Below are 25,293 nucleotides of genomic sequence, written 5' to 3'. Positions count from 1 at the left end.
GTCCCACCTGTTTTATTATCTGGGCGGCTCTTTCTTTTTGTGTCGGCGCAAACTTATATCACGCCGACAATGTTGGCGATACTTGCTGATCCAACCTTTCAGCATCTTTACGACGGTGTCGCAAATGGCGTGGTGGATGTCGCAAATTCACAGTACCGACGCAGCCGGACTGACAACTTTCTCGCTGTTTATGGGCCTTTTTGCATCGGTAAAAAAGAGTCCCTGGCAAAACACTTGAATCTCCATCGGGCAACCCTGCCACTGTTCTTATGGGGCTTAAGGCATCCACTTCCAGTGGTGCGCTTATAGTCCATATGGGTATGAATGCAACAAGCGTGCACAAACCGCAATTTTGCTGCGGTTATTTTTCTGAACACCCGCTTGAGCATGTGAAAACCTTGTGAAACCTAGGCTTCAAGCCCGATTTTTTCATTGCTTGACGCCTTTCCTTCTATGGTGTTGCCGCACCGTAAAGTGCGCGTGACAACCAAAAACGTTACCGGTTCACCCCGCCAGTGAGTATTTGGCGGATACCCGACGCACTTAGCGTAGACGCACTGTGCGGTTTTGGTGCAAAAATTTTTACTGCTGTTCCGGATTCATACAGTTGAGATCGGGCTGGAGGCTGAGCACATCAGGGTTTTTCAGTCATTTCCTTGCTTCTGAAACCGATATGGGTGCTGTACTGGTGCGCGGTCTCGATAAATGTTCCATGCCGGGGCGGGCACAGCGCTCGCGATCACAGCCTTCGTGAAGGTCGGCGCATTCGCAGGTATGCTGCCGTCCTGTCGCTTGGTGCGTCTTTCGCGAGAAGGGCCGCTAAGCTGAATAATGTCGATCAGCCGGGAGTGCGCGCAGTGTTTGCTTTAGATTCACGACTTCAACAGGACACGCTGGTCATCGGTGACTTTCCGCTGTGCCGGCTGCTGCTGTCCAATGACGCCAACTACCCGTGGTTCATCCTGGTGCCTCGTCGCGACGATATCAGCGAGTTGTTTCAGTTGGATGTCGCCGACCAGCAGCAGCTGTGGCAGGAAACCACCACGCTGGCCGAGTTGCTCAAGGATTCGTTCGACGCCGACAAGCTGAACGTGGCGACCCTGGGGAATGTCGTCAGTCAGTTGCACATGCATGTGATTGTGCGTAAGCGCGACGACGCCGCATGGCCGGCGCCGGTCTGGGGCAAGCACCCGGCCAGACCTTACAGCGCCGGGCAGGTGGCCGCGATTCGCGAGCGCTTGCGCCTGGTGCTGACCGAAGATTTCACGTTTCTGGAGGGCTGAATCATGAGCCTGGAACAACGCGTTACCGATCTGGAAAGCCGTCTGGCCTTTCAGGATGACACCATTCAGGCGTTGAACGACGTCCTGGTGGCGCAGCAGCGGGTAGTCGAGCGGCTGCAATTGCAGATGGCCGCATTGCTCAAGCGTCAGGAGGAGATGGTCGGGCAGTTCGAATCGTTCGAGGAAGAGGCGCCGCCGCCACACTATTGAGCCGGGAGCTTTTCTCCAGGCATAAAAAAACCGCGCACAGCTCAGGCTGTTCGCGGTTTTTTTTGCTTTGGATCAGCGACGCGGCAGAGCGGCGATCACGTCTTCGGCTTGCAGACCCTTGTCCCGGTTCATCACCGAGAACTCCACGCGCTGGCCTTCGACCAGAACGCGGTGGCCTTCGCCACGGATGGCGCGAAAGTGCACGAAAATATCATCGCCGGAATCCCGGGAGATAAAGCCGAAGCCTTTGGAAGTGTTGAACCACTTGACGGTGCCGGTATCGCGGTTGCTCATGTCGTAGCTGGTTGGCGCGGCGGCAGGTGAAGACTTATAGAAGCTGACGGCCAGGTGCAGGATCACGGCCACCAGGGCAATCGCCAGGCTGAACAGCACGGCTGGCTGGCCGGCGATGACAGGCATCGGCGCGATCAGGGTCAGCGTTTGCAGGACGACGGTCAGGATCAGAAGCGCGCTGACCAGGTTTTGCAGATGCTGACGCGGGCCCTTGTTCCAGTACGGGATCACTGGGGCGAGAAGCAGGTTCAGCAGGCCGAAAAAGGCCAGGTAAAGTGCATCGGGTTGTTGCAGGTAGGGAACAGCTTCGGATTTCAAGCTAGGGATGAACGACAGCAGCAATGCCGCTGCGCCCATTAGCAGGTGGACGATTTTCAACATTTTGATTGGCTCACGTTTTATGACGGCTCACAAGGAAGAGCTGAAGGCGCACGGTTCGCTTCGAACAAAATAAAGAGGCGGTAGGCACGTACACGGCATCAGCCTATGCGCCACGCCCCGAAAAATGGGGCGTGGCGACACACTGCCTATTTAACAGCAAAGCCTGCGGCTACTCAAATCAGCCCGGCCGACGGCATGGCGACGGTCGATTTGTCGCAGGCTGTGCACCCGATCAGGGCTGCGGGCTGTCAATAGCCTTGCTAGAGTGGGTCTGCACCTGTTGGATGAATTCAATCGCCGTTAGGGGGTAAACATGGCAATCGATATCGGTATCAGTGAAGAGGATCGCAAGTCCATCGTTGAGGGGCTGTCGCGTCTGCTGTCGGACACCTACGTGCTGTATCTGAAAACCCATAACTTCCACTGGAACGTGACCGGTCCCATGTTCCGTACGCTGCATTTGATGTTCGAAGAGCAATACAACGAACTGGCGCTGGCCGTGGACTTGATCGCCGAGCGTATCCGGGCCCTGGGGTTCCCGGCACCGGGCGCCTATGCCACTTACGCACGTCTTTCTTCTATCAAGGAGGAGGAGGGTGTCCCGAGCGCGGAGGCCATGATCAAACAACTGGTCGAGGGGCAGGAAGCCGTGACCCGCACCGCGCGCGGCATTTTCCCGCTGCTGGACAAGGTCAGCGACGAGCCGACGGCCGACTTGTTGACCCAGCGCATGCAAGTGCATGAGAAAACTGCATGGATGTTGCGCGCCTTGCTCGAGGCCTGACCGACGGCGCGCGCGGGCAGGCCTGAGGGTTGCTCGCGCGCTGTCCGCAATCTTACTGCTGTCGTTGGCTTATCCTACGTTGATGGTCAATAAGTCATCTGGATATAACTTTGCGTCTGCGCTTTTATGAAGGCCACAGGGAGTGACTTTCACAACAGGCAGAGATGACAAAGGAGTGTCACCGATATGGTAGATGGAGACAGGCGAGGCGACAGCCATACTGGCGTGCCTCATGCGTTGAGAGTCGATTCGTTCGTCAATGAATTCGACATGTCATTGATCCGGCCGTTATCCCGGTCCGTTCGTTTGAATGGTTATGCGACCTGCCTGAGACTGGAGCAGGTCTACTGGAACATCCTCGGCCAAATGGCCGCCGACAATCGTTGTTCGGTCAGTTCACTGTTGTCCCGCGTCGATCGCGAAGTGCAATTGCGTCACGGGGGGGTGAAAAACTTCAGTGCACTGGTTCGGGTCGTGTGCGTGATGAACGGCGCCAAGGAGAAGGCGCCCGCCATTGCGCTTTGAAAACGGCGGTCGTCAGTAAGGTCGCGGCCTGTGCAGTCTTACGGCTGCACAGGCCGCATTTAATGGATATAATCCCGCTCTTTCGCCGCAAAGCCCTGCGCGCGGTGGCAATCTGATCGCCGAGACACCCCCATGCCGATGTACGATTACCAATGTGCTTCCTGTGGTCATCAGTTGGAAGCCATTCAAAAGATCAGCGAGGCACCGCTGGTCGACTGCCCTGCCTGCCAGGCGCCAGAGCTCCGGAAACAGCTGTCCATGCCAGGCTTTCGCCTCAGCGGCAGCGGTTGGTACGAAACCGATTTCAAGACCGGCGCCAAGAAGAATCTGGCCGGTGGCGACAAATCTGACTAGGGTTCAGGCCCAGGTCGAACGACACGCGTGAGTTTCTACATGTCGCACAATGCTTGAGTGCGGCGGGATCTCCACCGAATTTCGAATTACGAGAAGCGAACCACTACCATGATGCGCAGCCACTATTGCGGCCAACTGAATGAAAGCCTGGAAGGCCAGGAAATTACCCTTTGCGGATGGGTTCACCGTCGCCGCGACCACGGCGGGGTGATTTTCCTCGATATCCGTGACCGTGATGGTCTGGCTCAGGTGGTGTTTGACCCGGATCGCGCCGAGAGCTTCGCCGCCGCTGACCGTGTGCGCAGCGAGTACGTGGTGAAGATCACCGGTAAAGTGCGTCTGCGTCCGGCCGGCGCGACCAACGCCAACATGGCGTCGGGCATGATCGAAGTGCTGGGCTACGAGCTGGAAGTGCTGAACGAGTCGGAAACCCCGCCGTTCCCGCTCAACGAATACTCCGACGTCGGCGAAGAAACCCGCCTGCGCTATCGCTTCCTCGACCTGCGTCGTCCGGAAATGGCCGAGAAGCTGCGTCTGCGTTCGCGCATGACCACCAGCATTCGTCGCTACCTCGACGAGAACGGCTTCCTTGACGTGGAAACGCCGATCCTGACTCGCGCAACGCCAGAAGGCGCCCGTGACTATCTGGTGCCAAGCCGTACTCACGCCGGTTCGTTCTTCGCCCTGCCGCAATCGCCGCAGCTGTTCAAGCAACTGCTGATGGTCGCCGGCTTCGACCGTTACTACCAGATCGCCAAGTGCTTCCGCGACGAAGACCTGCGTGCCGACCGTCAGCCTGAGTTCACTCAGATCGACATCGAGACCAGTTTCCTCGACGAAAAAGACATCATGGGCCTGACCGAAGGCATGATCCGCAACCTGTTCAAGGAAGTGCTGGATCTGGAATTCGGCGAATTCCCGCACATGACCTTCGAAGAAGCCATGCGTCGTTACGGCTCCGACAAGCCGGACCTGCGTAACCCGCTGGAACTGGTCGATGTTGCCGATCAACTCAAAGAAGTTGAATTCAAGGTCTTCAGCGGCCCGGCCAACGATCCGAAATGCCGTATCGCCGCACTGCGCGTTCCAGGCGGCGCGAGCATGCCGCGCAAACAGATCGACGACTACACCAAGTTCGTCGGCATCTACGGTGCCAAGGGCCTGGCGTACATCAAGGTCAACGAGCGTGCTGCCGGTGTTGAAGGCCTGCAGTCGCCGATCGTGAAGAACATCCCTGAAGACAAGCTGAACGTGATCCTCGATCGCGTCGGTGCTGTCGATGGCGACATCGTGTTCTTCGGCGCCGACAAGGCCAAGATCGTCAGCGAAGCCCTGGGCGCGCTGCGGATCAAGCTCGGTCACGATCTGGACCTGCTGACCTGCAAGTGGGCACCGATGTGGGTCGTTGACTTCCCGATGTTCGAAGAAAACGACGACGGCAGCTTCTCGGCCCTTCACCACCCGTTCACTGCGCCGAAGTGCTCTCCTGAAGAACTGGAAGCCAATCCGGCCGGTGCACTGTCCCGTGCGTACGACATGGTTTTGAACGGCACTGAACTGGGTGGCGGTTCGATCCGTATCCACCGCAAGGAAATGCAGCAAGCGGTGTTCCGTCTGCTGGGTATCAATGAAGCAGAACAGGAAGAGAAATTCGGCTTCCTGCTCGACGCGCTGAAGTACGGTGCACCGCCGCACGGTGGTCTGGCCTTCGGTCTGGACCGTCTGGTGATGCTGATGACCGGCGCCCAGTCGATCCGTGAAGTGATCGCCTTCCCGAAAACCCAGAGCGCTGCCGACGTCATGACGCAAGCACCGGGTGTGGTGGATGCCAAGGCGCTGCGCGAACTGCACATCCGTTTGCGCGAAACGCCAAAGGCTGAGTAAGACGGGCCTGAAGGCGCATCTTCGGATGCGCCTTTTTTCTTTCCAGAGAGAGCAGGTCGAGATTTTTTTGTTTGCCGGCCAGCGCAGTTTCGCGCGGCGGGCAACGTTTCAAAGAGAATTCGGAGCGAGTTATGGCAGGTCATTCCAAGTGGGCGAACATCAAGCACCGCAAAGAACGTCAGGATGCCAAGAGAGGCAAGATTTTCACCAAGTGGATCCGTGAACTGACCGTTGCCGCCCGTCAGGGCGGCGGCGATCCGGGTTCCAACCCGCGTCTGCGTCTGGCCCTGGACAAGGCGCTGGGTGCAAACATGAGCCGCGACATCATCGACCGCGCCGTGGCCCGTGGCGCCGGTGCGACCGAAGCGGACAACGTCGAGGAACTGACCTACGAAGGTTACGGCCCGGGCGGTGTGGCGGTGATGGTCGAGTGCATGACCGACAACCGCAACCGTACTGCCGCCGCCGTACGCCATGCGTTCAGCAAATGCGGGGGCAACCTTGGCACCGACGGTTCGGTGGCCTACCTGTTCGAACGCAAGGGCCAGATCAGCTTCGCGCCGGGCGTTGACGAGGATGCCTTGACCGAAGCGGCGCTGGAAGCCGATGCCGACGACGTGGTGACCCACGACGACGGTTCGATCGACGTGTTCACCTCGTTCACCAGCTTCTACGCCGTGCGCAACGCGCTGGAAGCGGCCGGGTTCAAGGGTGATGACGCGGAAATCGTGATGCAGCCGACCACCAGTGCCGAGCTGGATCTGGAAGGCGCGGAGAAGGTGCTCAAGATGATCGACATGCTTGAGGACCTCGATGATGTGCAGAACGTCTATTCCAATGCGGACATTCCGGAAGACGTGGCCGCTCAGCTCGGTTAAGAGCGACTAGGCTTGAATGTGGGAGCTGGCTTGCCAGCGATGGCGTCGACCCATCAGGTAATGATGGCGCTTGACACTCCGTCATCGCTGGCAAGCCAGCTCCCACATTTGTTTTTGTGTTATTTCGAACCAGCAGGCCTATGACTTTAATTCTTGGTATCGACCCCGGCTCGCGCATCACCGGTTACGGGATTGTTCGCGATACCGGGCGCGGTGGCTGTATCTACGTGGCCTCGGGCTGTATCCGCACCGGCGCCGGCGAACTGCATGAGCGTCTGCAGATCGTCTATCGCGGCGTGCGTGAAATCATTCAGACCTACGGTCCGGTGACCATGGGCATCGAAAAAGTGTTCATGGCAAAAAATGCCGATTCAGCGCTGAAGCTGGGACAGGCCCGCGGGGCTGCTATTGTGGCGGGCGCTGAAGAGTGCCTGGAGATTGCCGAGTACACTGCAACACAGGTCAAGCAAGCCGTGGTCGGCACCGGGGCGGCTAATAAAGAACAAGTGCAGATGATGGTCATGCACATGCTGAAACTGACCAGCAAACCGCAGATCGATGCCTCGGATGCCCTGGCGATCGCCATTTGTCACGCGCACACCCGCTCCAGTCTGTTGCCTCACGGTCTGGGCGCCGCACGCAGTCGTGGCGGGCGCTTGCGTCTCTGATAGCATCAGCATCAATTTTTCCGGAATGCGGATGGCGCCCCTGGGTTGTCGGTGCGCAACCCGCATTCCAACAGTCGCCAGCCCCCGGCTGGCCAGTGCTCAAGGATCTGAAACGTGATTGGACGCTTGCGCGGTACTCTGGCTGAGAAGCAGCCGCCGCACCTGATTCTGGATGTAAACGGCCTTGGGTATGAGCTGGAAGTGCCCATGACCACCCTTTATCGCCTGCCGTCGGTCGGTGAACCACTGACCCTGCATACCCATTTGGTCGTACGCGAAGACGCGCAGTTACTCTATGGTTTTGCCGGCAAGCGTGAGCGAGACTTTTTTCGCGAGTTGATCCGTCTCAATGGTGTCGGGCCGAAGCTGGCGCTGGCACTGATGTCGAGCCTGGAAGTCGACGAGCTGATTCGCTGTGTGCAGTCGCAAGACACCTCGGCGTTGACCAAGGTGCCGGGGGTTGGCAAGAAGACTGCCGAACGTTTGCTGGTCGAACTGAAGGATCGCTTCAAGGCCTGGGAAACCTCGCCGGCGATGTTTGCTCTGGTGCCGAACCAGCCTGACGGCCCGGCGCCGGTCAATACCGCCGAAAACGACGCGGTCAGCGCGCTGATTTCCCTGGGTTACAAGCCGCAGGAAGCGAGCAAGGCGATTTCCGCGATCAAGGACAAGAATTTGAGCAGTGAAGACATGATCCGCCGCGCCCTGAAGGGAATGATTTAAGTGATTGAAGCTGATCGTCTGATCGCCGCCGCGCACAGTCCGCGCGAGCGCGAAGAAGTCCAGGACCGGGCCATCCGCCCGGTCAGTCTGGCCGACTATATAGGCCAGCCGACGGTACGCGAGCAGATGGAGCTGTTCATTCAGGCTGCCCGTGGCCGAAACGAATCCCTCGACCATACGTTGATTTTCGGCCCGCCGGGGCTGGGCAAGACCACGCTGGCCAACATCATCGCCCAGGAAATGGGCGTGTCGATCAAAAGCACGTCGGGCCCGGTGCTCGAGCGTCCCGGCGATCTCGCCGCGCTGCTGACCAACCTTGAACCGCACGACGTGTTGTTCATCGACGAAATCCATCGCCTGTCGCCGATCGTTGAAGAGGTGCTGTACCCGGCGATGGAAGACTTCCAGCTCGACATCATGATCGGTGAAGGACCGGCGGCGCGTTCGATCAAACTCGATTTGCCACCGTTTACGCTGGTGGGTGCAACCACCCGGGCCGGCATGCTGACCAATCCGTTGCGTGACCGTTTCGGTATCGTCCAGCGTCTTGAGTTCTACAGCACCGCTGACCTGTCGACCATTGTCAGTCGCTCGGCGAACATTCTCGGCTTGCCGCTTGATCCGGACGGCGCCTTTGAAGTGGCACGCCGGGCTCGCGGGACGCCGCGAATCGCCAACCGGCTGTTGCGCCGGGTGCGCGATTTCGCCGAAGTGCGGGCCAAGGGGCATATCACCAAAGCAGTGGCGGACCTGGCGTTGAACCTGCTGGATGTCGACGAACATGGTTTCGATCATCAGGACCGGCGTCTGTTGCTGACCATGATCGAGAAGTTCGATGGCGGTCCGGTGGGGGTCGACAGCCTCGCCGCTGCCATCAGCGAAGAACGCCACACCATCGAAGATGTGCTGGAGCCGTATCTGATTCAGCAGGGCTACATCATGCGCACGCCGCGGGGCCGGGTGGTGACGCGACATGCCTATCTGCACTTCGGTTTAAACATTCCGTCACGAATGGGCGAAATGCCCGTGGCAGACGAGTTTCTCGATGCCGTCGACGACTGATACACATTTTTTGGCGATTTATTCAGGGTTTGTACTGTCAGAGGACGGTACTTTTGCGGTAAAGCCGCGAATCAATGAAAAACAGTTGTCTGGCCGGATTGGCAACCTGAGGAGTAAGCACTAGAGTATGCGCGCGCAAAACGGGCTTGAGCCGTTCGCACATCGTTGTCGCGTTTATTACGAGGACACCGATGCGGGCGGCATCGTGTATTACGTTAATTACCTCAAGTTTATGGAACGGGCTCGAACCGAGCGGCTCCGCGAGCTGGGCTTTGCCCAATCGCAGCTGGCAGGGGAGGACCTGTTGTTCGTCGTGCATTCCAGCGAAGCGCGTTACCACGCGCCGGCGCGACTGGACGATGAACTGTTGGTAAGCGCTGATGTAATCGAATTGAACCGTGCCAGCCTGCGCTTCAAACAGCAGGTCAGGCGGGCAACGGATAATGTGCTGCTCTGTGAAGGGCAGTTTTTGGTGGCCTGTGTGCGCACTAACAGTTTGAAACCCCGGGCCCTTCCCGATGATCTGCGTGCGGCCTTCGCCGACGCGGTCGGTCCGGGTACACACTCTAAGCAGGAGATAAAGCGTGGAAGCTAACGTCGTCGACCATTCCTCCATGTGGAGCCTGGTCAGCAATGCCAGCATCGTGGTGCAGTTGGTAATGTTGACTCTGGTGGCCGCATCGGTGACCTCATGGATCATGATCTTTCAGCGCAGCAACCTGCTGCGTGCCGGTCGACGCGCCCTGGAGAGCTTCGAGGAGCGCTTCTGGTCGGGCATCGACCTGTCCAAGCTGTACCGCCAGGCGGGCAGCAACCCGGACCCGGATTCGGGTGTGGAGCAGATCTTCCGTGCCGGTTTCAAGGAATTCTCCCGTCTGCGTCAGCAGCCTGGCGTCGATCCTGAAGCGGTGATGGAAGGCGTGGCCCGTGCCATGCGCGTCGCCATCTCCCGCGAAGAAGAGAAACTGGAACAGAGCCTGCCGTTCCTCGCCACTGTCGGCTCGGTCAGCCCGTACATCGGTCTGTTCGGTACTGTATGGGGCATCATGAACTCCTTCCGCGGTCTGGCCAGCGCCCAGCAAGCGACCCTGGCCACCGTGGCTCCGGGTATCGCCGAAGCCCTGATCGCCACGGCGATCGGCCTGTTTGCCGCGATCCCGGCCGTTATCGCTTACAACCGTTTCTCTGCCCGCAGCGAAACCTTGCTGAGCCGCTACTACACCTTCGCCGATGAATTCCAGGCGATCCTGCACCGCAAAGTGCACACCAGCGAAGAATAAGCAGGTATTTCCCGATGGCTTTAATCGCTCGAGCCCGAAACAAGCGCAAGCCGGTCGCCGAGATGAACGTAGTGCCCTACATCGACGTGATGCTGGTACTGCTGGTCATCTTCATGGTGACCGCGCCGATGCTCAATCAGGGCGTGAAAGTGGATCTGCCCAAGGTTTCCAGCGAAGCCTTGCCGCAGGACAACAACACTCAGGTGCTGACGATTTCGATCAAGGCTGACAAGACCTATTACTGGAACCTTGGCAGCGAAGTCGATACCGAGAAGCAGCAGGACAGGGCCATGACCCTGCCGCAGATGACCGACGCGGTGACCAAGATCATTCGTGCCGGCACCGAAGGCGGCAAGCGTACCCAGGTCTTTATCCGCGGCGACAAATCCGTCGATTACGGCGCCGTCATGGGCGCCATGGGCGGGTTGCAGAAAGCCGGGGTCGGTAATGTTGGTTTGATTACCGAGGCCCCCTGATGCAGCAACAGCGAGAGCCGTCCGCCTCGGAAAGCTACTTCTGGCCTAGTGTTCTGGCGATTGTCCTGCACGTGCTGGTGTTCGGCATGCTGTTCGTCAGTTTCGCCTTCACACCAGAACTGCCGCCGGCCAAGCCGATTGTCCAGGCGACCCTGTATCAACTGAAATCGAAAAGTCAGGCAACCACCCAGACCAATCAGAAGATTGCGGGTGAGGCGAAGAAATCCGCCGCGCGCCAGACTGAAGTCGAGCAGATGGAGCAGAAAAAGGTCGAGCAGGAAGCGGTGAAGGCTGCGGAACAAAAGAAAGAAGAAGCGGCTCAAAAGGCCGAGGAAGCCAAGAAGGCCGACGAGGCGAAGAAAGCGGACGAAGCGAAGAAGGCTGATGAAGCCAAGAAAGCCGACGACGCGAAGAAAGCCGAGGCCAAGAAGGCAGAAGAGAAACAATTGGCTGATATAGCCAAGAAGAAAGCCGAAGAAGAAGCCAAAAAGGCAGCTGAAGAAGAGGCCAAGAAAGCGGCCGCTGAAGAAGCCAAGAAGAAAATCGTCGAAGACGCGAAGAAGAAAGCCGCCGAAGACGCCAAGAAGAAAGCTGAAGCTGAAGAGGCGAAGAAGAAAGTCGCCGACGAAGCGAAGAAGAAAGCTGCTGCCGATGCTGCGAAGAAGAAATCGCAGGAAGCGGCACGTAAATCCGCCGAAGAGAAAAAGGCTCAGGCCCTGGCTGATTTGCTTTCCGACACGCCGCAGCGTCAGCAGGCCTTGGCCGATGAGCAGGGTGACGAAGTCGCGGGCAGTTTCGATGACTTGATTCGTGCACGGGCAGCAGAAGGTTGGGCTCGTCCTCCTTCGGCACGCAAAGGCATGACGGTCGTGCTGCAGATTGGCATGTTGCCGGACGGTACGGTGACTTCGGTCAGCGTGGCCAAGTCCAGTGGCGACGGTCCGTTCGATGCCTCGGCAGTGGCGGCGGTGAAGAATATTGGACGTTTGACAGAAATGCAGGGAATGAAGGCGAGCGATTTCGCTCCATATCGTTCATTCAAGATGACATTCACACCTGAGGACTTAGCCTTGTGAGAAACCTTCTTCGAGGAATGCTGGTCGTGATCTGCTGCATGGCAGGGATCGCGATGGCTGATGAAAAGAACATTCTGGTCACCAGCGGCAGCGATCGGGCTACTCCGATCGCCGTTGTACCGTTCGGTTTCCAGGGCGGTGCCGTCCTGCCGGATGACATGGCTGAAATCATTGGTAACGATTTGCGCAACTCGGGCTATTACTCGCCGATTCCAAAGCAAAACATGATCAGCCAGCCAAGCCAGCCGAGCGAAATCATCTTCCGTGACTGGAAGGCGGTGGGTGCTCAATACATGATGGTCGGCAGCATCGTTCCAGCGGGCGGTCGCCTGCAGGTGCAATGGGCGCTGTTCAACGTGGCCACCGAGCAGAAAGTGGCTGACGGCAGCGTTTCCGGTACCACCGAGCAACTGCGTGACATGGCGCACTACATCTCTGACCAGTCGTTCGAGAAACTCACCGGTATCAAAGGTGCGTTCTCGACCCGTCTGTTGTACGTCACAGCCGAGCGTTTTTCCGAGAAGAACACTCGCTACACCCTGCAGCGTTCGGACTACGACGGTGCCCGCGCGGTGACCCTGCTGCAATCGCGCGAGCCGATCCTGTCGCCGCGTTTCGCGCCGGATGGCAAACGCATTGCCTATGTGTCGTTCGAGCAGAAGCGTCCGCGCATCTTCATGCAGAACATCGACACCGGTCGCCGTGAGCAGATCACCAACTTCGAAGGCCTGAACGGTGCGCCTGCCTGGTCGCCGGATGGCAATCGCCTGGCGTTCGTGCTGTCGAAAGACGGTAACCCGGACATCTACGTGATGAACCTCGGTTCGCGTCAGATCACTCGCGTCACTGCGGGCCCTGGCATCAACACCGAACCGTACTGGGGCAAGGATGGCTCGACCATCTACTTCACCTCGGACCGTGGCGGCAAGCCACAGATCTACAAAACCAGCGCCAGTGGCGGTGGTGCCGAGCGTGTGACCTTCATCGGTAACTACAACGCCAACCCGAAACTTTCGGCTGACGAAAAGACCCTGGTGATGATCCATCGTCAGGACGGTTTCACCAATTTCAAAGTGGCGGCTCAGGATTTGCAGCGCGGAAGTGTAAAAATCCTAACTGATAGCACTCTGGACGAGTCGCCTACTGTTGCGCCCAACGGCACCATGGTAATCTACGCCACCCGCCAGCAGGGCCGGGGAGTCTTGATGCTCGTGTCCATTAATGGACGCGTGAGGCTCCCGCTTCCTACCGCTCAAGGCGAAGTCAGAGAACCGTCCTGGTCCCCTTACCTGAACTGACGCGGCGCTTTACGTTTTACTTAACACACTGGGGTTCATTAGGAGTTTCACGATGGAAATGCTGAAGTTTGGTAAATTTGCTGCGCTGGCTCTGGCCATGGCTGTAGCTGTAGGTTGCTCGTCCAAAGGCGGCGACAACGCCGGTGAAGGCGCTGTTGATCCAAACGCTGGTTACGGCGCAAACACTGGTGCCGTTGACGGTTCCCTGAGCGAAGAAGCTGCTCTGCGCGCAATCACCACCTTCTACTTCGAATACGACAGCTCGGACCTGAAGCCAGAAGCCATGCGCGCTCTGGACGTTCACGCCAAAGACCTGAAAGCAAACGGCGCTCGCGTTGTTCTGGAAGGCAACACCGACGAACGTGGTACTCGTGAGTACAACATGGCACTGGGCGAGCGTCGTGCGAAAGCCGTTCAACGCTACCTGGTACTGCAAGGTGTTTCCCCAGCTCAGCTGGAACTGGTTTCCTACGGCGAAGAGCGTCCAGTTGCTACCGGCAACGACGAGCAGTCCTGGGCTCAAAACCGTCGCGTCGAACTGCGTAAGTAATTCGATATGCGAACGTGCCGTCGTGCTGTAACTGTTCTGGCTCTCAGCCTCGCGCCGCTTGCGGCGTGGGCTGCGGTTCCTGTGGTCGATGACAACTCCGGTTATAACAATAGCGGGAGCAGTTATCCGCCTGCGGGTTACGGTACGAACGGCGCCTATGCCGGGGGAGCGGCTTCGGCCCCTGCCTCGGCACAAGGCATGCTGTTCAACCAACTGCAACAGATGCAGGATCAGATTTCTCGCCAGCAAGGCGTGATCGAAGAACTGCAGAATCAAGTTGCGCGCATGAAACAGGAATCCCTGGAGCGATACCAGGATCTTGATCGGCGCATAGGATCCGGTGTTGCACCAGCCGCGACTCCTGAGAATTCTTCTGCCGGTGGCGACGCAAGTGCTGCTGCCGGTGCCGGGGCTGCCGCTGCGGCCCAAGCGCCTGCCGCGAGCAGTGAGCCGGGTGATCCGGCCAAGGAAAAGCTGTATTACGATGCCGCTTTCGACTTGATCAAAGCCAAGGATTTCGACAAGGCCAGTCAGGCTTTTGCCGCTTTCCTGCGCAAATACCCGAACAGCCAATACGCGGGCAATGCCCAGTACTGGTTGGGTGAGGTGAATCTGGCGAAGGGTGATCTGCAAGGCGCAGGTCAGGCGTTCGCCAAGGTTTCGCAGTTGTATCCGAAGCACGCCAAAGTGCCGGATTCGCTGTACAAGCTGGCTGACGTAGAGCGCCGCCTCGGTCACACCGACAAGGTCAAGGGCATTCTGCAGCAGGTGGTTTCCCAATATCCGGGTACCTCCGCCGCTCAGTTGGCCCAGCGCGATCTGCAGCGCATGTAATTCAGCTTCACCCGTTTGGAAGAAACCCGCGCTTGTCGCGGGTTTTTTCGTTAGAATTCACGCCCTTTTTCTGAAACACGCTTCTGGTGATCTACGCGATGGCGGGGTTGCCTGAGGTGCCTGACGGAGGCGGACAGCCTGTTTAGCTGTTACGCCCGTGGCGACTATGCAAGACACATTGAGAATCACCGAAGTTTTCTACTCGTTGCAGGGGGAAACGCGGACTGCCGGGCTGCCCACGGTTTTTGTGCGCCTGACCGGTTGCCCATTGCGTTGCCAATACTGCGACAGCGCCTATGCGTTCAGCGGCGGTACGATCCGCACCCTCGACGACATCCTCGAGCAAGTGGCTGGCTATCGTCCGCGCTATGTCTGTGTCACCGGCGGCGAGCCGCTGGCACAGCCGAACGCTATCCCTTTACTCAAGCGTTTGTGTGATGCCGGTTACGAAGTGTCACTGGAAACCAGTGGTGCGCTCGACATCTCGGCAGTCGATTCGCGCGTCAGTCGTGTTGTCGACTTGAAGACGCCGGACTCGAAAGAGGCCCATCGCAACCGTTACGAGAACATCGAGCTGCTGACCGCCAACGATCAGGTGAAGTTTGTCATCTGCTCGCGGGAAGACTATGACTGGGCGGTGTCCAAGCTGATTCAGTACGGTCTCGAGCGACGTGCAGGCGAAGTGCTGTTTTCCCCAAGTCACCATGACCTGAATGCTCGAGATCTGGCGGACTGGGTGGTGGCGGATAACCTGCCGGTGCGCCTGCAACTGCAGCTGCATAAATATCTTTGGAATGATGAGCCGGGGCGCTGAGATGACTGAACCACTGAAAGCTGGCGAAAAACGTGCAGTCATTCTGCTGTCCGGTGGCCTGGACTCGGCCACAGTCGTGGCGATGGCCCGGGCTGAAGGCTATGCCTGCTACACCATGAGTTTCGATTACGGACAGCGTTCGCATGCAGAGTTGCATGCCGCCGCGCGCGTTGCTCGCGACCTCGGTGTGGTCGAGCACAAAGTGATTGGCCTGAACCTGAACGGCATGGGCGGCTCGGCGCTCACCGATACCAGCATTGATATCCCTGAAGCGCTGGGCGAGGGCATTCCGGTGACGTACGTGCCGGCGCGCAACACCGTGTTCCTGTCGCTGGCCTTGGGCTGGGCTGAAGTGCTCGGCGCCCGTGACATCTTTATCGGTGTCAATGCCGTGGATTATTCCGGTTACCCGGATTGCCGTCCCGAGTTCATTGAGTCGTTCGAGCGCATGGCCAATCTGGCGACCAAGGCGGGCGTGGAGGGCAATGGCTTCCGTATTCAGGCGCCGCTGCAGAACCTGAGCAAGGCGCAGATCGTCCACGCGGGTGTGAAGCTGGGTGTCGATTACAGCCTGACCGTTTCCTGCTATCAGGCCGATGATGATGGCCGTGCCTGCGGCAAATGCGACAGCTGCCGCCTGCGTGCGGAAGGCTTCGCGGCAGCCGGTGTAAGCGATCCAACACCTTATTTTTGATTTTTTTCAAAAAGGTGTTGAATAGTCCTTAAAAATCAGTATTATACGCGCCACCACACAGCGGGTCGTTAGCTCAGTTGGTAGAGCAGTTGGCTTTTAACCAATTGGTCGTAGGTTCGAATCCCACACGACCCACCATATTTGGCGGTTTAGAAAATCCGGAAGGCCCACGAAAGTGAGGATTTCCGGGTTTTTTTTTGCCTGCGATTCCGGGGTGTGTTCTTTCCCGGTGTCCGCGCTGACGCAGGTCAGAATCATCTTTTGCATCTACGGGATATTCTGTAGCCTTGCGCAGCTTCAATGTTGTCCGTGCCTGATAATACTCACTCTCCCGGCGGTACCCTCAAGCGGTCCGGAGCCGGGTGTATACTCGACTTTCGCGCGAACGCGCCTGCAGGTCTTGCGAACATGACGCAGATTTCCGAACGCCTACTGGTTCAAGCCCACCTCGACGCCAAACAGCCCAAACCGCTGACTGCCGAGGAAGAGGCTTACTATCGTTCCGCCATCGCCGCCGAGCTCAAGGCTCAGGACGCGGTGCTGGTGGCTCACTTTTATTGCGATCCGGTGATTCAGGCCCTGGCCGAAGAAACCGGTGGCTGTGTTTCCGACTCCCTGGAAATGGCTCGCTTCGGCAATGCCCACCCGGCCAAGACCGTGGTGGTCGCCGGCGTTAAATTCATGGGTGAGACCGCGAAGATCCTCAATCCGGAAAAACGCGTGCTGATGCCGACCCTGGACGCCACCTGCTCGCTGGACCTGGGGTGCCCGGTCGACGAGTTCTCGGCGTTCTGCGATCAGCACCCGGAGCGTACGGTGGTGGTTTACGCCAACACCTCGGCAGCGGTCAAAGCCCGGGCTGACTGGGTCGTGACGTCGAGCTGCGCACTGGAGATCGTCGAAAGCCTGATGGACAACGGCGAGACCATCATCTGGGGCCCGGACAAGCACCTGGGCACTTACATTCAGCGCAAGACCGGTGCCGACATGCTGCTGTGGGACGGTGCCTGCATCGTCCACGAAGAGTTCAAGTCCAAGCAGCTTGAAGACATGAAGGCGCTGTACCCGGATGCCGCGATTCTGGTTCACCCGGAATCGCCGACCTCGGTGATCGAACTGGCCGACGCCGTCGGTTCGACCAGTCAGTTGATCGCCGCCGCTCAATCGCTGCCGAACAAGACCCTGATCGTCGCCACCGACCGTGGCATCTTCTACAAGATGCAGCAGCTGTGCCCGGACAAGGTCTTCATCGAGGCGCCTACCGCCGGTAACGGCGCTGCGTGCCGCAGTTGCGCACATTGCCCGTGGATGGCCATGAACACCCTTGAGCGCACGCTCAAGAGCCTGAAAGAAGGGACGAACGAGATCTTTGTTGATCCGGCGTTGATTCCGCAGGCGATCCGACCTTTGAAGCGCATGCTGGATTTCACCCAGGCGGCACGGATGAAACTGGCCGGCAACGCTTAAGCTCAAAGGCATTACACAAAACCTGTGGGAGCGAGCTTGCTCGCGAAAGCGGTGTGTCAGTCACCATTGGAATCGACTGATACGACGCCTTCGCGAGCAAGCTCGCTCCCACAGTGGTATGGGGTGTCACGAAGTTATTTGGTCTTTTTCGGAATTCGCACGAGGCGGGTATCGGAATAGATGTCATGCCACGTGCGCTTCTGCTTGTCGTACAGCGACCAGAAGAATCCCAGCCCCACGCACAGCCACGACGCAATCGACACCATAAACCGCAACAGCGCCTGCCACAGACTGATCGCCGTGCCATTGGCGTTCTGCACCCGAATCCCCCACACCTGCATGCCCAGCGTCTGCCCGCCATGGGTCCAGAACTTGGCGAAGAACGCGAACAGCACCAGCAGCAGCACCGTGGAGTACAGCGGATCACCGTCCAGTTGCCCGGCGTCCGTCATCACCCGCAGGCGTTCTTCGCCGATGATCGCTGCCTGGATCAACTTGTAGACGAATCCGGTGACGATCAGCAGGGCGGTGCACAGCAGGAAGTCATAGAACATCGCGGCCAGGCGACGGCCGAGGCCAACGGCAGGAAAGTCGCCCTGTGGGATGAGCAAGGTTTTCGACATGGCAGCCTCTGGACGCAAAATGAAGCGCCATTTTACGGATTCGCGCGCACAAAAAAGCCCCTGATATCAATATCAGGGGCTTTTTCGTAACAGAAATCAGGCTTCTGCTTGTACTTCGTCAGCCTGCATGCCTTTCTGGCCTTGCACAGCAACGAAAGTCACTTTCTGGCCTTCTTTCAGGCTTTTGAAGCCGTTGCCCTGAATAGCGCGGAAATGCACGAACAGATCCGGACCGCTTTCTGGAGTGATAAAACCAAAACCTTTCTCGTCGTTAAACCACTTGACGGTACCGCTCTGACGTTGGGACATTTCTTATTTCCTTTGACGCAAAAATTGATGACAGTCTCTTCCTCATGAAAGAGTACTGGGGCTGGTTGCAGGAGAGTAAGAAGACGTCGAACGGGATGTAGCTAACTTGTAGGCTACTGCCCAGGTCACGATTCCAAGCTGACCCATGCAAACACAGTGGACAAACTCTACGCCAACTACGGGAGAAAAAACAAGCCCCGCGAAGGCCCCGGTTTTCCTGCACTTGCTGGCAGTTAGTCAATTCACTAGTGCGGCTTAGACGATTAGCTCGTTCAATTGTTTTCGAACGTTATAAGCAAAGTTCATATTCGAATCAGATGTTAGAAAATGCACTTTTTTGTGGCGATTGCGTTACACATTAGTGCACGCATAACGCAATCGCGTTACTTATAGAAACAGTCAATCAGCCACGATAGTAGCGTTGTGGAACAAATGGCATTTTGCTTACAAGCATTGGCACCTTTTTCCCACGGACGATTGCCCAAACGGTGGTGTCGAGGGTGACATAAGCGCTGTCGAGGTATCCCATCGCCAGAGGGCCGCCCAGGGTCGGCCCGAAGCCGCCGCTGCACACGCTGCCGATGATCTCGCCCGCCTCGTTGACGATTTCCGCGCCTTCACGCACCGGGGTGCGTTCCTGCGGCAACAGGCCGACGCGTTTGCGTGCGACACCATTCTGCTGCTGGGCAAATACCTGCTCCGCCCCCGGGAAACCGCCGGCTCGCGCGCCGTCGGCACGGCGTGTCTTCGAGATCGCCCACAACAGGCTGGCCTCAATCGGCGTGGTCTCGGTGTTCATGTCGTGGCCGTAAAGGCACAGGCCGGCTTCCAGACGCAGTGAATCGCGGGCGCCGAGGCCGATGGCCTGGACTTCCGGTTCAGCCAGCAGGGCGCGGGCGAGTTTTTCCGCATCAGCGGCTGGCACCGAGATTTCGAAACCGTCTTCACCGGTGTAACCCGAACGGCTGACGAAGCAATCGACACCCAGCAGTTGCACGCGATTGAACTGCATGAAGGTCATTTTCGCCACGTCCGGCGCCAGCCGCGCGAGCACGGTGACGGCTGCCGGACCTTGCAGGGCGAGCAGGGCGCGCGCTTCGAACAGCTCCGTTATGGTGCACTGATCGCCGATGTGTTTTTGCAGATGCGCCAGGTCCTGATCCTTGCACGCGGCGTTGACCACCAGGAACAGCTCGTCGTTACCGAGGTTGGCGACCATCAGGTCGTCGAGGATGCCACCGTTGTCGTTGGTGAACATCGCATAACGCTGCATGCCTACCGGCAGGTCGATGATGTCCACCGGCACCAGGGTTTCCAGGGCTTTGGCGGCATTGGCACCGGTCAGGCGGATCTGGCCCATGTGCGAGACATCGAACAGGCCGGCGTGCTCACGGGTGTGTTGATGTTCCTTCATCACGCCCAGCGGGTATTGCACCGGCATGTCGTAGCCGGCGAACGGCACCATACGGGCACCAAGTTCGAGGTGCAGAGCGTGCAGCGGGGTTTTCGACAGTTGTTCGGTGGACATGCGTGGCTCCTTGAAAATGTGATTCGGGATCGGGGGCAAGATCAAAAGCCCCTCACCCCGGCCCTCTCCCGGAGGGAGAGGGAGCTAGTTACGTTTGTCTCCCGGAGGGAGAGGGTGCCAAGTACGATCGTCTCCCTGAGGGAGGCGGAGTTAAATAAGGTTCAGCATTCGATAATGTTGACCGCCAGACCGCCGCGGGCGGTCTCCTTGTATTTGCTTTTCATGTCGGCGCCGGTCTGGCGCATGGTGCGGATGACCTTGTCGAGGGAGACGAAGTGTTGGCCGTCTCCGCGCATGGCCATGCGTACCGCGTTGATCGCTTTCACCGAGCCCATCGCATTGCGTTCGATGCACGGCACCTGCACCAGTCCGCCAATCGGGTCGCAGGTCAGGCCGAGGTTGTGTTCCATGCCGATTTCCGCAGCGTTTTCCACTTGCTGCACGCTGCCGCCAAGGACTTCGCACAACGCACCGGCGGCCATTGAACAGGCGACACCGACTTCACCCTGACAGCCGACTTCAGCGCCGGAGATCGAGGCGTTTTCCTTGTACAGAATGCCGATGGCGGCAGCGGTCAGCAGAAAGCGCACGACGCCGTCATCGTTGGCTCCGGGAATAAAGCGCATGTAGTAATGCAGCACTGCGGGGATGATTCCCGCCGCGCCATTGGTGGGGGCGGTGACCACGCGTCCGCCATTGGCGTTTTCTTCGTTGACCGCCAGCGCGTACAGGTTGACCCAGTCGAGTACCGACAGCGGATCGCGCAGTGCCGACTCCGGGTTCTTGCACAGTTGCCGATGCAGCGCCGCCGCCCGGCGTTTGACCTTCAGCCCGCCCGGCAGGATGCCTTCGTTGCGGCATCCGGCGGCGACGCAGTCCTGCATCACTTGCCAGATGTTCAGCAGGCCGGCGCGGGTTTCCGCCTCCGGACGCCAGGCGCTCTCGTTGGTCAGCATCACCTGACTGATCGACAGCCCATAAGTGGCGCAATGACCGAGCAAATCCTTGGCGCTTTTGAACGGGAAGGTCAGCGGCGTAGCATCTTCGACAATCCGGTCGGCGCCGGCAGCGTCTTCGTCGACGACAAAACCACCGCCAACCGAGTAGTACTCGCGGCTGCGGATCTGAATGCCGGCGGCGTCGAATGCGCGAAAGATCATGCCGTTGGGGTGATAGGCCAATGGCTTTCGGATCATCGCCAGATGTTCTTTCTCGTTGAACGCAATGCTGTGTTCGCCGAGCAGGTTCAGCTGGCCATTACCGCGAATGGCTTGCAGGCGGGCGGCGACGGTTTCGGTGTCGACGGTGTCCGGGTGTTCCCCCTCAAGGCCGAGCAGCACGGCCTTGTCACTGCCGTGACCTTTGCCGGTAGCGCCCAGCGAGCCATACAACTCGACGCGCACGCTGGCGGTTGCGCTGAGCAGGTTTTCCCGGCGCAGACCTTCGGCGAAGCGCGCAGCGGCACGCATCGGGCCAACGGTGTGGGAACTGGAAGGGCCGATGCCAATCTTGAACAGGTCGAACACGCTTAACGACATGAGTGGTTCTCCGGTTTCTTGTTATAGGAATTGGCGGAATATCAGGCTTGATGCGCTCCTTGTGGGAGCTGGCTTGCCAGCGATGGCGGTGTGTCAGGCAACAGAGATTGAGACTGATCCACCCTCATCGCTGGCAAGCCAGCTCCCACAGGGATCCGTGGTGTTCTGGAGAAAGGGGCAGGTATTCCCGCCCCTCATTCCTTTAAGCGTAGCTTTCGATCGACGGGCAGGCGCACACCAGGTTGCGGTCGCCGAACACGTTGTCGACGCGGCCGACCGGCGGCCAGTATTTACCTTCAACCAGCGACGCCACCGGATACACCGCTTGCTCGCGGCTGTACGGGTGGGTCCACTCGCCGACCAGCTCCGCCGCAGTGTGCGGGGCGTTCTTCAGCGGGTTGTCGTCCTTGTCCAGCGTGCCGTTTTCCACTGCGCGGATTTCTTCGCGGATGCGGATCATGGCGTCGCAGAAGCGATCCAGTTCTTCCTTGGATTCGCTCTCGGTCGGCTCGATCATCAGCGTGCCGGCGACCGGGAACGACATGGTCGGCGCGTGGAAGCCGAAGTCGATCAGGCGCTTGGCAACGTCATCGACGCTGATGCCGCTGCTGTCTTTCAGCGGACGCAGGTCGAGGATGCACTCGTGCGCCACCAGCCCGTTGCTGCCGGTGTACAGCACTGGGTAGTGCTCTTCCAGACGACGGGAAATGTAGTTGGCGTTGAGGATCGCCAGTTGCGAAGCGCGCTTGAGACCCGCGCCACCCATCATGCGAATGTACATCCAGGTGATCGGCAGAATGCTCGCGCTGCCGAACGGTGCCGCGCAGACCGCGCCTTCCTTGCGCTCCATCTGGGCGTGGCCCGGCATAAACGGTGCGAGGTGTGACTTGACGCCAATCGGGCCGACGCCCGGGCCGCCACCACCGTGTGGAATGCAGAACGTCTTGTGCAGGTTCAGGTGCGAAACATCGCCGCCGAACTTGCCCGGCGCGCAGAGGCCGACCATCGCGTTCATGTTGGCGCCGTCGATGTACACCTGGCCGCCGTTGTCGTGAATGATCCCGCAGATTTCGCGGATACCTTCTTCGAACACGCCGTGGGTCGACGGGTAGGTGATCATCAGTGCAGCGAGGTGTTCGCGGTGCTCGATGGCTTTGGCACGCAGGTCTTCGATGTCGACGTTGCCGCGCGCGTCGCACGCGGTCACAACCACGCGCATGCCGGCCATGTTGGCGGTGGCCGGGTTGGTGCCGTGGGCTGACGACGGGATCAGGCAGATGTCGCGGCGCTCATCGCCACGGCTCTGGTGGTAAGCGCGAATCGCCAGCAGGCCAGCGTATTCACCCTGCGAACCGGCGTTCGGTTGCAGCGAGATCGCGTCGTAACCGGTTGCGGCGCAGAGCATCGCTTCCAGTTCGTCGGTCAGTTGCTGGTAGCCGGCGCTCTGTGCGGCGGGAGCGAACGGGTGCAGTGCGCCGAATTCGGCCCAGGTCACCGGGATCATTTCGCTGGCGGCATTGAGTTTCATGGTGCACGAGCCCAGCGGGATCATGGTGCGATCCAGTGCCAGATCCTTGTCCGCCAGTTTGCGCAGGTAGCGCATCAGCTCGGTTTCCGAGTGATAGCGGTTGAACACCGGGTGGCTGAGGATCGGCGACTGACGCACCAGCGCAGCCGGGATGGTGCTTTGCACCGAGGCGGCCAGCGCAGCGAAATCCGGCAGGGTCTTGCCGTCGGCGAACAGGCTCCACAGGGTTTCGATATCCGCCTGGGTGGTGGTTTCGTCCACCGACAGGCCCAGACGCTGAGCGTCGATCACCCGCAGGTTGATCTGCTGAGCGTGCGCCTTGTCGTGCAGCGCGGCGGTTTGCGCGCCGGTGGCGAGGGTCAGGGTGTCGAAGAAGCTGTCCTGCTCGACGTTGGCGCCCAGTGCGTTCAGACCCTTGGCCAGAATTGCGGTCAGGTGATGCACGCGGTTGGCGATCTGGGTCAGGCCTTTCGGGCCGTGGTACACGGCGTACATGCTGGCGATATTGGCCAGCAGCACTTGCGCGGTGCAGATGTTCGACGTGGCCTTCTCGCGGCGAATGTGTTGCTCGCGGGTCTGCATCGCCAGGCGTAGGGCCGGCTTGCCGAAACGGTCAACCGAGACACCGACCAGACGGCCCGGCATGTCGCGCTTGAACGCATCCTTGGTGGAGAAGTACGCGGCGTGTGGGCCGCCGAAGCCCAGCGGCACGCCGAAGCGTTGCGCCGAGCCGATGGCGACGTCCGCGCCGAACTCGCCCGGGGCGGTCAGCAAGGTCAGCGCCAGCAGGTCGGCAGCCACGGCGACCAGCGCGTTGGCGGCGTGGAAGCGTTCGGTCAGTTCGCGGTAGTCGAACAGGTCACCGTTGCTCGCCGGGTATTGCAGCAGCGCGCCGAAGAACGGCGTCACGTCAGTCAGTTCACGCTCGTCACCGACAACCACGTCGATACCCAGCGGCTCGGCACGGGTGCGCAGCACGTCGAGGGTTTGCGGGTGGCTGTGGATCGAGGCGAAGAATTGGTGGCTGCCCTTGTTCTTGCTCAGGCGTTTGCAGAAGGTCATGGCTTCGGCAGCGGCGGTGGCTTCGTCGAGCAAGGAGGCGTTGGCGATCGGCAGGCCGGTGAGGTCGCTGATCAGGGTCTGGAAGTTCAGCAGCGCTTCGAGACGGCCCTGGGAGATTTCTGGCTGGTACGGGGTGTACGCGGTGTACCAGGCCGGATTTTCCAGGAGGTTGCGCAGGATCGGCGACGGCGTGTGGCAGTTGTAGTAGCCCTGGCCGATGTAGGTCTTGAACAGCTGGTTCTGGCCGGCGATGGATTTGATCATCGCCAGGGCGTCGGCTTCGCTGAGGCCGTCGTCCATGCCGAGCACGCTGGTGCCCTTGATGCTTTCCGGGATCACGCTGGCGCTCAGGGCTTCGAGGGAATCGAAGCCGAGGCTGTTGAGCATGGCTTGCTCGTCAGCGGCGCGCGGGCCGATGTGACGGGCGATGAATTCGTTGGCAGTGCCGAGGTTTACTTGGGTCATGTCGCTACTCCTCAGGCTTCGGCTTGGGCTTTGATCAAACGGTCGTAGGCGTCTTGATCCAGCAGTTTCGCCACAGCCGAGGCGTCGCTTGGCTGGAAGCGGAAGAACCAGCCTTCGCCCAGCGGATCTTCGTTGACCAGTTCCGGTGCGTCTTCCAGTGCCGGGTTGATTTCCAATACGTCGCCATCGAGGGGCATGTACACGCCGCTGGCGGCTTTCACCGATTCCACGGTGGCGGCTTCGGCGCCTTTTTCGTAAGCCTGCAGCTCAGGCAGTTGCACGAACACCACGTCGCCCAGGGCGTTCTGCGCGAAAGCGGTGATGCCGACAGTAACGCTGCCGTCAGCTTCAGTGCGCAGCCATTCGTGATCTTCAGTAAAACGCAACTCGCTCATGGAAACTCCTAAGGGGGCCAGACTCGTCTGGTGGACGCGGTGGAAGGCTCGGGCGGCAAAGCCCTGATTTTATGAACGGTTACTTAGCAAGAACGCGGCCATCTTGGATTTATCGTTATAAATCAATTGGATAGCTATTTTTTGCGCTGCCGCAGATTGCGTGCGTGTAGCGAAATCGCTACAGCTTGGGGCGGGGAAAAAAGCTGAACGGGATCAAAGCCTTGCACTGTGGTCGCCGGAAGAGGGTGTAGCGATATCGTTCCGCTGTAGCGCTTTCAGTACAGATGGAGGTCGCTTTTGAACGGATTTC

27 protein-coding genes and 1 tRNA gene are annotated in these 25,293 nt (G+C 59.1%); 21 read left to right on the top strand and 7 right to left on the bottom strand.

The genetic code is table 11. The features are described from left to right. The first annotated feature begins 857 nt into the window (after positions 1–857). Together PseuLF5_RS22435 and PseuLF5_RS22430 are read left to right on the top strand one after the other, a co-directional pair. Positions 858–1,283, top strand: a complete 426-nt coding sequence (locus tag PseuLF5_RS22435; RefSeq protein ID WP_123467222.1) for an HIT family protein — start codon at positions 858–860, stop codon at positions 1,281–1,283. A gap of 3 nt (positions 1,284–1,286) precedes the next feature. Then, on the top strand, positions 1,287–1,493 hold the full coding sequence (locus PseuLF5_RS22430) for a SlyX family protein (RefSeq protein WP_123467221.1): 207 nt from the start codon (positions 1,287–1,289) through the stop codon (positions 1,491–1,493). 72 nt (positions 1,494–1,565) lie between these two features. Here the strand turns inward: PseuLF5_RS22430 and PseuLF5_RS22425 are convergent, their stop codons facing one another. Continuing rightward, the gene (locus PseuLF5_RS22425) at positions 1,566–2,168 is read right to left on the bottom strand and encodes a cold-shock protein (protein ID WP_123467219.1); all 603 of its coding nucleotides are present in this window, start codon (positions 2,166–2,168) and stop codon (positions 1,566–1,568) included. Positions 2,169–2,481: 313 nt separating this feature from the next. On the opposite strand from PseuLF5_RS22425, the gene PseuLF5_RS22420 reads away from it, so the two are divergent. The 19 genes from PseuLF5_RS22420 (at position 2,482) to nadA (ending at position 17,535) form a co-directional block, all read left to right on the top strand. Further along, positions 2,482–2,952, top strand: coding sequence for a Dps family protein (locus PseuLF5_RS22420; RefSeq protein ID WP_123467217.1), 471 nt, complete (start codon positions 2,482–2,484; stop codon positions 2,950–2,952). Between the two features lie 186 nt (positions 2,953–3,138). After that, the gene (locus PseuLF5_RS22415; RefSeq protein WP_128616506.1) at positions 3,139–3,477 is read left to right on the top strand and encodes a ribbon-helix-helix domain-containing protein; all 339 of its coding nucleotides are present in this window, start codon (positions 3,139–3,141) and stop codon (positions 3,475–3,477) included. Positions 3,478–3,609: 132 nt separating this feature from the next. Further along, positions 3,610–3,831 carry an FmdB family zinc ribbon protein gene (locus PseuLF5_RS22410; RefSeq protein ID WP_025112785.1) on the top strand — a complete coding sequence of 74 codons (222 nt, stop codon included), beginning with the start codon at positions 3,610–3,612 and terminating at the stop codon, positions 3,829–3,831. Between the two features lie 108 nt (positions 3,832–3,939). Then, positions 3,940–5,715 carry an aspartate--tRNA ligase gene (gene aspS, locus PseuLF5_RS22405; protein WP_123467213.1) on the top strand — a complete coding sequence of 592 codons (1,776 nt, stop codon included), beginning with the start codon at positions 3,940–3,942 and terminating at the stop codon, positions 5,713–5,715. Positions 5,716–5,846: 131 nt separating this feature from the next. Beyond that, a complete protein-coding gene (locus PseuLF5_RS22400; RefSeq protein WP_123467211.1) occupies positions 5,847–6,593 on the top strand; it encodes a YebC/PmpR family DNA-binding transcriptional regulator in 747 nt (248 codons plus the stop codon). 140 nt (positions 6,594–6,733) lie between these two features. After that, the gene (ruvC, locus tag PseuLF5_RS22395) at positions 6,734–7,261 is read left to right on the top strand and encodes a crossover junction endodeoxyribonuclease RuvC (RefSeq protein ID WP_123467209.1); all 528 of its coding nucleotides are present in this window, start codon (positions 6,734–6,736) and stop codon (positions 7,259–7,261) included. Positions 7,262–7,375: 114 nt separating this feature from the next. Beyond that, positions 7,376–7,984, top strand: a complete 609-nt coding sequence (gene ruvA, locus PseuLF5_RS22390) for a Holliday junction branch migration protein RuvA (RefSeq protein WP_123467207.1) — start codon at positions 7,376–7,378, stop codon at positions 7,982–7,984. Next, a complete protein-coding gene (ruvB, locus tag PseuLF5_RS22385; RefSeq protein WP_123467205.1) occupies positions 7,985–9,046 on the top strand; it encodes a Holliday junction branch migration DNA helicase RuvB in 1,062 nt (353 codons plus the stop codon). It abuts the gene before it with no gap. 127 nt (positions 9,047–9,173) lie between these two features. Next, complete coding sequence (ybgC, locus tag PseuLF5_RS22380; RefSeq protein WP_123467202.1) at positions 9,174–9,641, top strand: tol-pal system-associated acyl-CoA thioesterase; 468 nt, start codon at positions 9,174–9,176, stop codon at positions 9,639–9,641. Then, complete coding sequence (tolQ, locus tag PseuLF5_RS22375) at positions 9,631–10,326, top strand: protein TolQ (protein WP_007912733.1); 696 nt, start codon at positions 9,631–9,633, stop codon at positions 10,324–10,326. The genes ybgC and tolQ overlap by 11 nt, the downstream gene beginning before the upstream one ends. Before the next feature lie 23 nt (positions 10,327–10,349). Then, positions 10,350–10,802 carry a protein TolR gene (tolR, locus tag PseuLF5_RS22370; RefSeq protein ID WP_161794900.1) on the top strand — a complete coding sequence of 151 codons (453 nt, stop codon included), beginning with the start codon at positions 10,350–10,352 and terminating at the stop codon, positions 10,800–10,802. Then, positions 10,802–11,878, top strand: a complete 1,077-nt coding sequence (tolA, locus tag PseuLF5_RS22365; RefSeq protein WP_123467200.1) for a cell envelope integrity protein TolA — start codon at positions 10,802–10,804, stop codon at positions 11,876–11,878. The genes tolR and tolA overlap by 1 nt, the downstream gene beginning before the upstream one ends. A gap of 17 nt (positions 11,879–11,895) precedes the next feature. Beyond that, entirely contained in the window at positions 11,896–13,176 is a 1,281-nt protein-coding gene (tolB, locus tag PseuLF5_RS22360; protein ID WP_171057245.1) for a Tol-Pal system beta propeller repeat protein TolB, read from the top strand. Positions 13,177–13,228: 52 nt separating this feature from the next. Further along, positions 13,229–13,726: a peptidoglycan-associated lipoprotein Pal gene (gene pal, locus PseuLF5_RS22355; RefSeq protein ID WP_003178634.1), complete on the top strand. Its 498-nt coding sequence runs from the start codon at positions 13,229–13,231 to the stop codon at positions 13,724–13,726. A 6-nt stretch (positions 13,727–13,732) separates the two neighbouring features. Beyond that, a complete protein-coding gene (ybgF, locus tag PseuLF5_RS22350; RefSeq protein WP_340134773.1) occupies positions 13,733–14,560 on the top strand; it encodes a tol-pal system protein YbgF in 828 nt (275 codons plus the stop codon). A 166-nt stretch (positions 14,561–14,726) separates the two neighbouring features. After that, the gene (gene queE / locus PseuLF5_RS22345; protein WP_123467196.1) at positions 14,727–15,374 is read left to right on the top strand and encodes a 7-carboxy-7-deazaguanine synthase QueE; all 648 of its coding nucleotides are present in this window, start codon (positions 14,727–14,729) and stop codon (positions 15,372–15,374) included. 1 nt (position 15,375) lies between these two features. Then, the gene (gene queC, locus PseuLF5_RS22340; protein ID WP_340134772.1) at positions 15,376–16,068 is read left to right on the top strand and encodes a 7-cyano-7-deazaguanine synthase QueC; all 693 of its coding nucleotides are present in this window, start codon (positions 15,376–15,378) and stop codon (positions 16,066–16,068) included. Between the two features lie 62 nt (positions 16,069–16,130). Continuing rightward, positions 16,131–16,206: transfer RNA gene (locus PseuLF5_RS22335), tRNA-Lys, on the top strand. 270 nt (positions 16,207–16,476) lie between these two features. Then, positions 16,477–17,535, top strand: a complete 1,059-nt coding sequence (gene nadA, locus PseuLF5_RS22330; protein WP_003227499.1) for a quinolinate synthase NadA — start codon at positions 16,477–16,479, stop codon at positions 17,533–17,535. A 134-nt stretch (positions 17,536–17,669) separates the two neighbouring features. Here nadA and PseuLF5_RS22325 read toward each other — a convergent pair whose 3' ends face one another. The 6 genes from PseuLF5_RS22325 to gcvH form a co-directional block, all read right to left on the bottom strand. Continuing rightward, positions 17,670–18,158, bottom strand: a complete 489-nt coding sequence (locus PseuLF5_RS22325) for an RDD family protein (RefSeq protein WP_340134771.1) — start codon at positions 18,156–18,158, stop codon at positions 17,670–17,672. A 96-nt stretch (positions 18,159–18,254) separates the two neighbouring features. After that, positions 18,255–18,467, bottom strand: coding sequence for a cold-shock protein (locus tag PseuLF5_RS22320; protein ID WP_003175786.1), 213 nt, complete (start codon positions 18,465–18,467; stop codon positions 18,255–18,257). 403 nt (positions 18,468–18,870) lie between these two features. Further along, on the bottom strand, positions 18,871–19,995 hold the full coding sequence (gcvT, locus tag PseuLF5_RS22315) for a glycine cleavage system aminomethyltransferase GcvT (protein ID WP_267799112.1): 1,125 nt from the start codon (positions 19,993–19,995) through the stop codon (positions 18,871–18,873). Positions 19,996–20,156: 161 nt separating this feature from the next. Continuing rightward, positions 20,157–21,533 (bottom strand): L-serine ammonia-lyase, encoded by a 1,377-nt coding sequence (locus tag PseuLF5_RS22310; RefSeq protein ID WP_128613969.1) that lies wholly within the window; start codon positions 21,531–21,533, stop codon positions 20,157–20,159. Between the two features lie 202 nt (positions 21,534–21,735). Then, positions 21,736–24,588, bottom strand: a complete 2,853-nt coding sequence (gene gcvP, locus PseuLF5_RS22305) for an aminomethyl-transferring glycine dehydrogenase (RefSeq protein ID WP_322376156.1) — start codon at positions 24,586–24,588, stop codon at positions 21,736–21,738. 11 nt (positions 24,589–24,599) lie between these two features. Further along, entirely contained in the window at positions 24,600–24,983 is a 384-nt protein-coding gene (gene gcvH / locus PseuLF5_RS22300) for a glycine cleavage system protein GcvH (protein ID WP_123467185.1), read from the bottom strand. Positions 24,984–25,293: the final 310 nt, after the last annotated feature.

It is taken from the genome of Pseudomonas sp. LF-5, from assembly GCF_037626295.1.
Taxonomy (GTDB): domain Bacteria; phylum Pseudomonadota; class Gammaproteobacteria; order Pseudomonadales; family Pseudomonadaceae; genus Aquipseudomonas; species Aquipseudomonas monsensis.
Note: the sequence above shows the minus strand (reverse complement) of the source record. Positions and strands in the feature narration are given on the sequence as shown.

Coding starts and splice junctions, on each gene's coding strand:
- ruvC (WP_123467209.1), top strand. CDS start 6,734: ATGACTTTAATTCTTGGTATCGACCCCGGCTCGCGCATCACCGGTTAC.
- pal (WP_003178634.1), top strand. CDS start 13,229: ATGGAAATGCTGAAGTTTGGTAAATTTGCTGCGCTGGCTCTGGCCATG.
- PseuLF5_RS22410 (WP_025112785.1), top strand. CDS start 3,610: ATGCCGATGTACGATTACCAATGTGCTTCCTGTGGTCATCAGTTGGAA.
- PseuLF5_RS22310 (WP_128613969.1), bottom strand. CDS start 21,533: ATGTCGTTAAGCGTGTTCGACCTGTTCAAGATTGGCATCGGCCCTTCC.
- PseuLF5_RS22400 (WP_123467211.1), top strand. CDS start 5,847: ATGGCAGGTCATTCCAAGTGGGCGAACATCAAGCACCGCAAAGAACGT.
- nadA (WP_003227499.1), top strand. CDS start 16,477: ATGACGCAGATTTCCGAACGCCTACTGGTTCAAGCCCACCTCGACGCC.
- queC (WP_340134772.1), top strand. CDS start 15,376: ATGACTGAACCACTGAAAGCTGGCGAAAAACGTGCAGTCATTCTGCTG.
- aspS (WP_123467213.1), top strand. CDS start 3,940: ATGATGCGCAGCCACTATTGCGGCCAACTGAATGAAAGCCTGGAAGGC.
- tolB (WP_171057245.1), top strand. CDS start 11,896: ATGCTGGTCGTGATCTGCTGCATGGCAGGGATCGCGATGGCTGATGAA.
- gcvH (WP_123467185.1), bottom strand. CDS start 24,983: ATGAGCGAGTTGCGTTTTACTGAAGATCACGAATGGCTGCGCACTGAA.
- PseuLF5_RS22430 (WP_123467221.1), top strand. CDS start 1,287: ATGAGCCTGGAACAACGCGTTACCGATCTGGAAAGCCGTCTGGCCTTT.
- PseuLF5_RS22425 (WP_123467219.1), bottom strand. CDS start 2,168: ATGTTGAAAATCGTCCACCTGCTAATGGGCGCAGCGGCATTGCTGCTG.
- ybgC (WP_123467202.1), top strand. CDS start 9,174: ATGCGCGCGCAAAACGGGCTTGAGCCGTTCGCACATCGTTGTCGCGTT.
- PseuLF5_RS22420 (WP_123467217.1), top strand. CDS start 2,482: ATGGCAATCGATATCGGTATCAGTGAAGAGGATCGCAAGTCCATCGTT.
- gcvT (WP_267799112.1), bottom strand. CDS start 19,995: ATGTCCACCGAACAACTGTCGAAAACCCCGCTGCACGCTCTGCACCTC.
- PseuLF5_RS22320 (WP_003175786.1), bottom strand. CDS start 18,467: ATGTCCCAACGTCAGAGCGGTACCGTCAAGTGGTTTAACGACGAGAAA.
- gcvP (WP_322376156.1), bottom strand. CDS start 24,588: ATGACCCAAGTAAACCTCGGCACTGCCAACGAATTCATCGCCCGTCAC.
- ybgF (WP_340134773.1), top strand. CDS start 13,733: ATGCGAACGTGCCGTCGTGCTGTAACTGTTCTGGCTCTCAGCCTCGCG.
- PseuLF5_RS22325 (WP_340134771.1), bottom strand. CDS start 18,158: ATGTCGAAAACCTTGCTCATCCCACAGGGCGACTTTCCTGCCGTTGGC.
- tolA (WP_123467200.1), top strand. CDS start 10,802: ATGCAGCAACAGCGAGAGCCGTCCGCCTCGGAAAGCTACTTCTGGCCT.
- queE (WP_123467196.1), top strand. CDS start 14,727: ATGCAAGACACATTGAGAATCACCGAAGTTTTCTACTCGTTGCAGGGG.
- PseuLF5_RS22415 (WP_128616506.1), top strand. CDS start 3,139: ATGGTAGATGGAGACAGGCGAGGCGACAGCCATACTGGCGTGCCTCAT.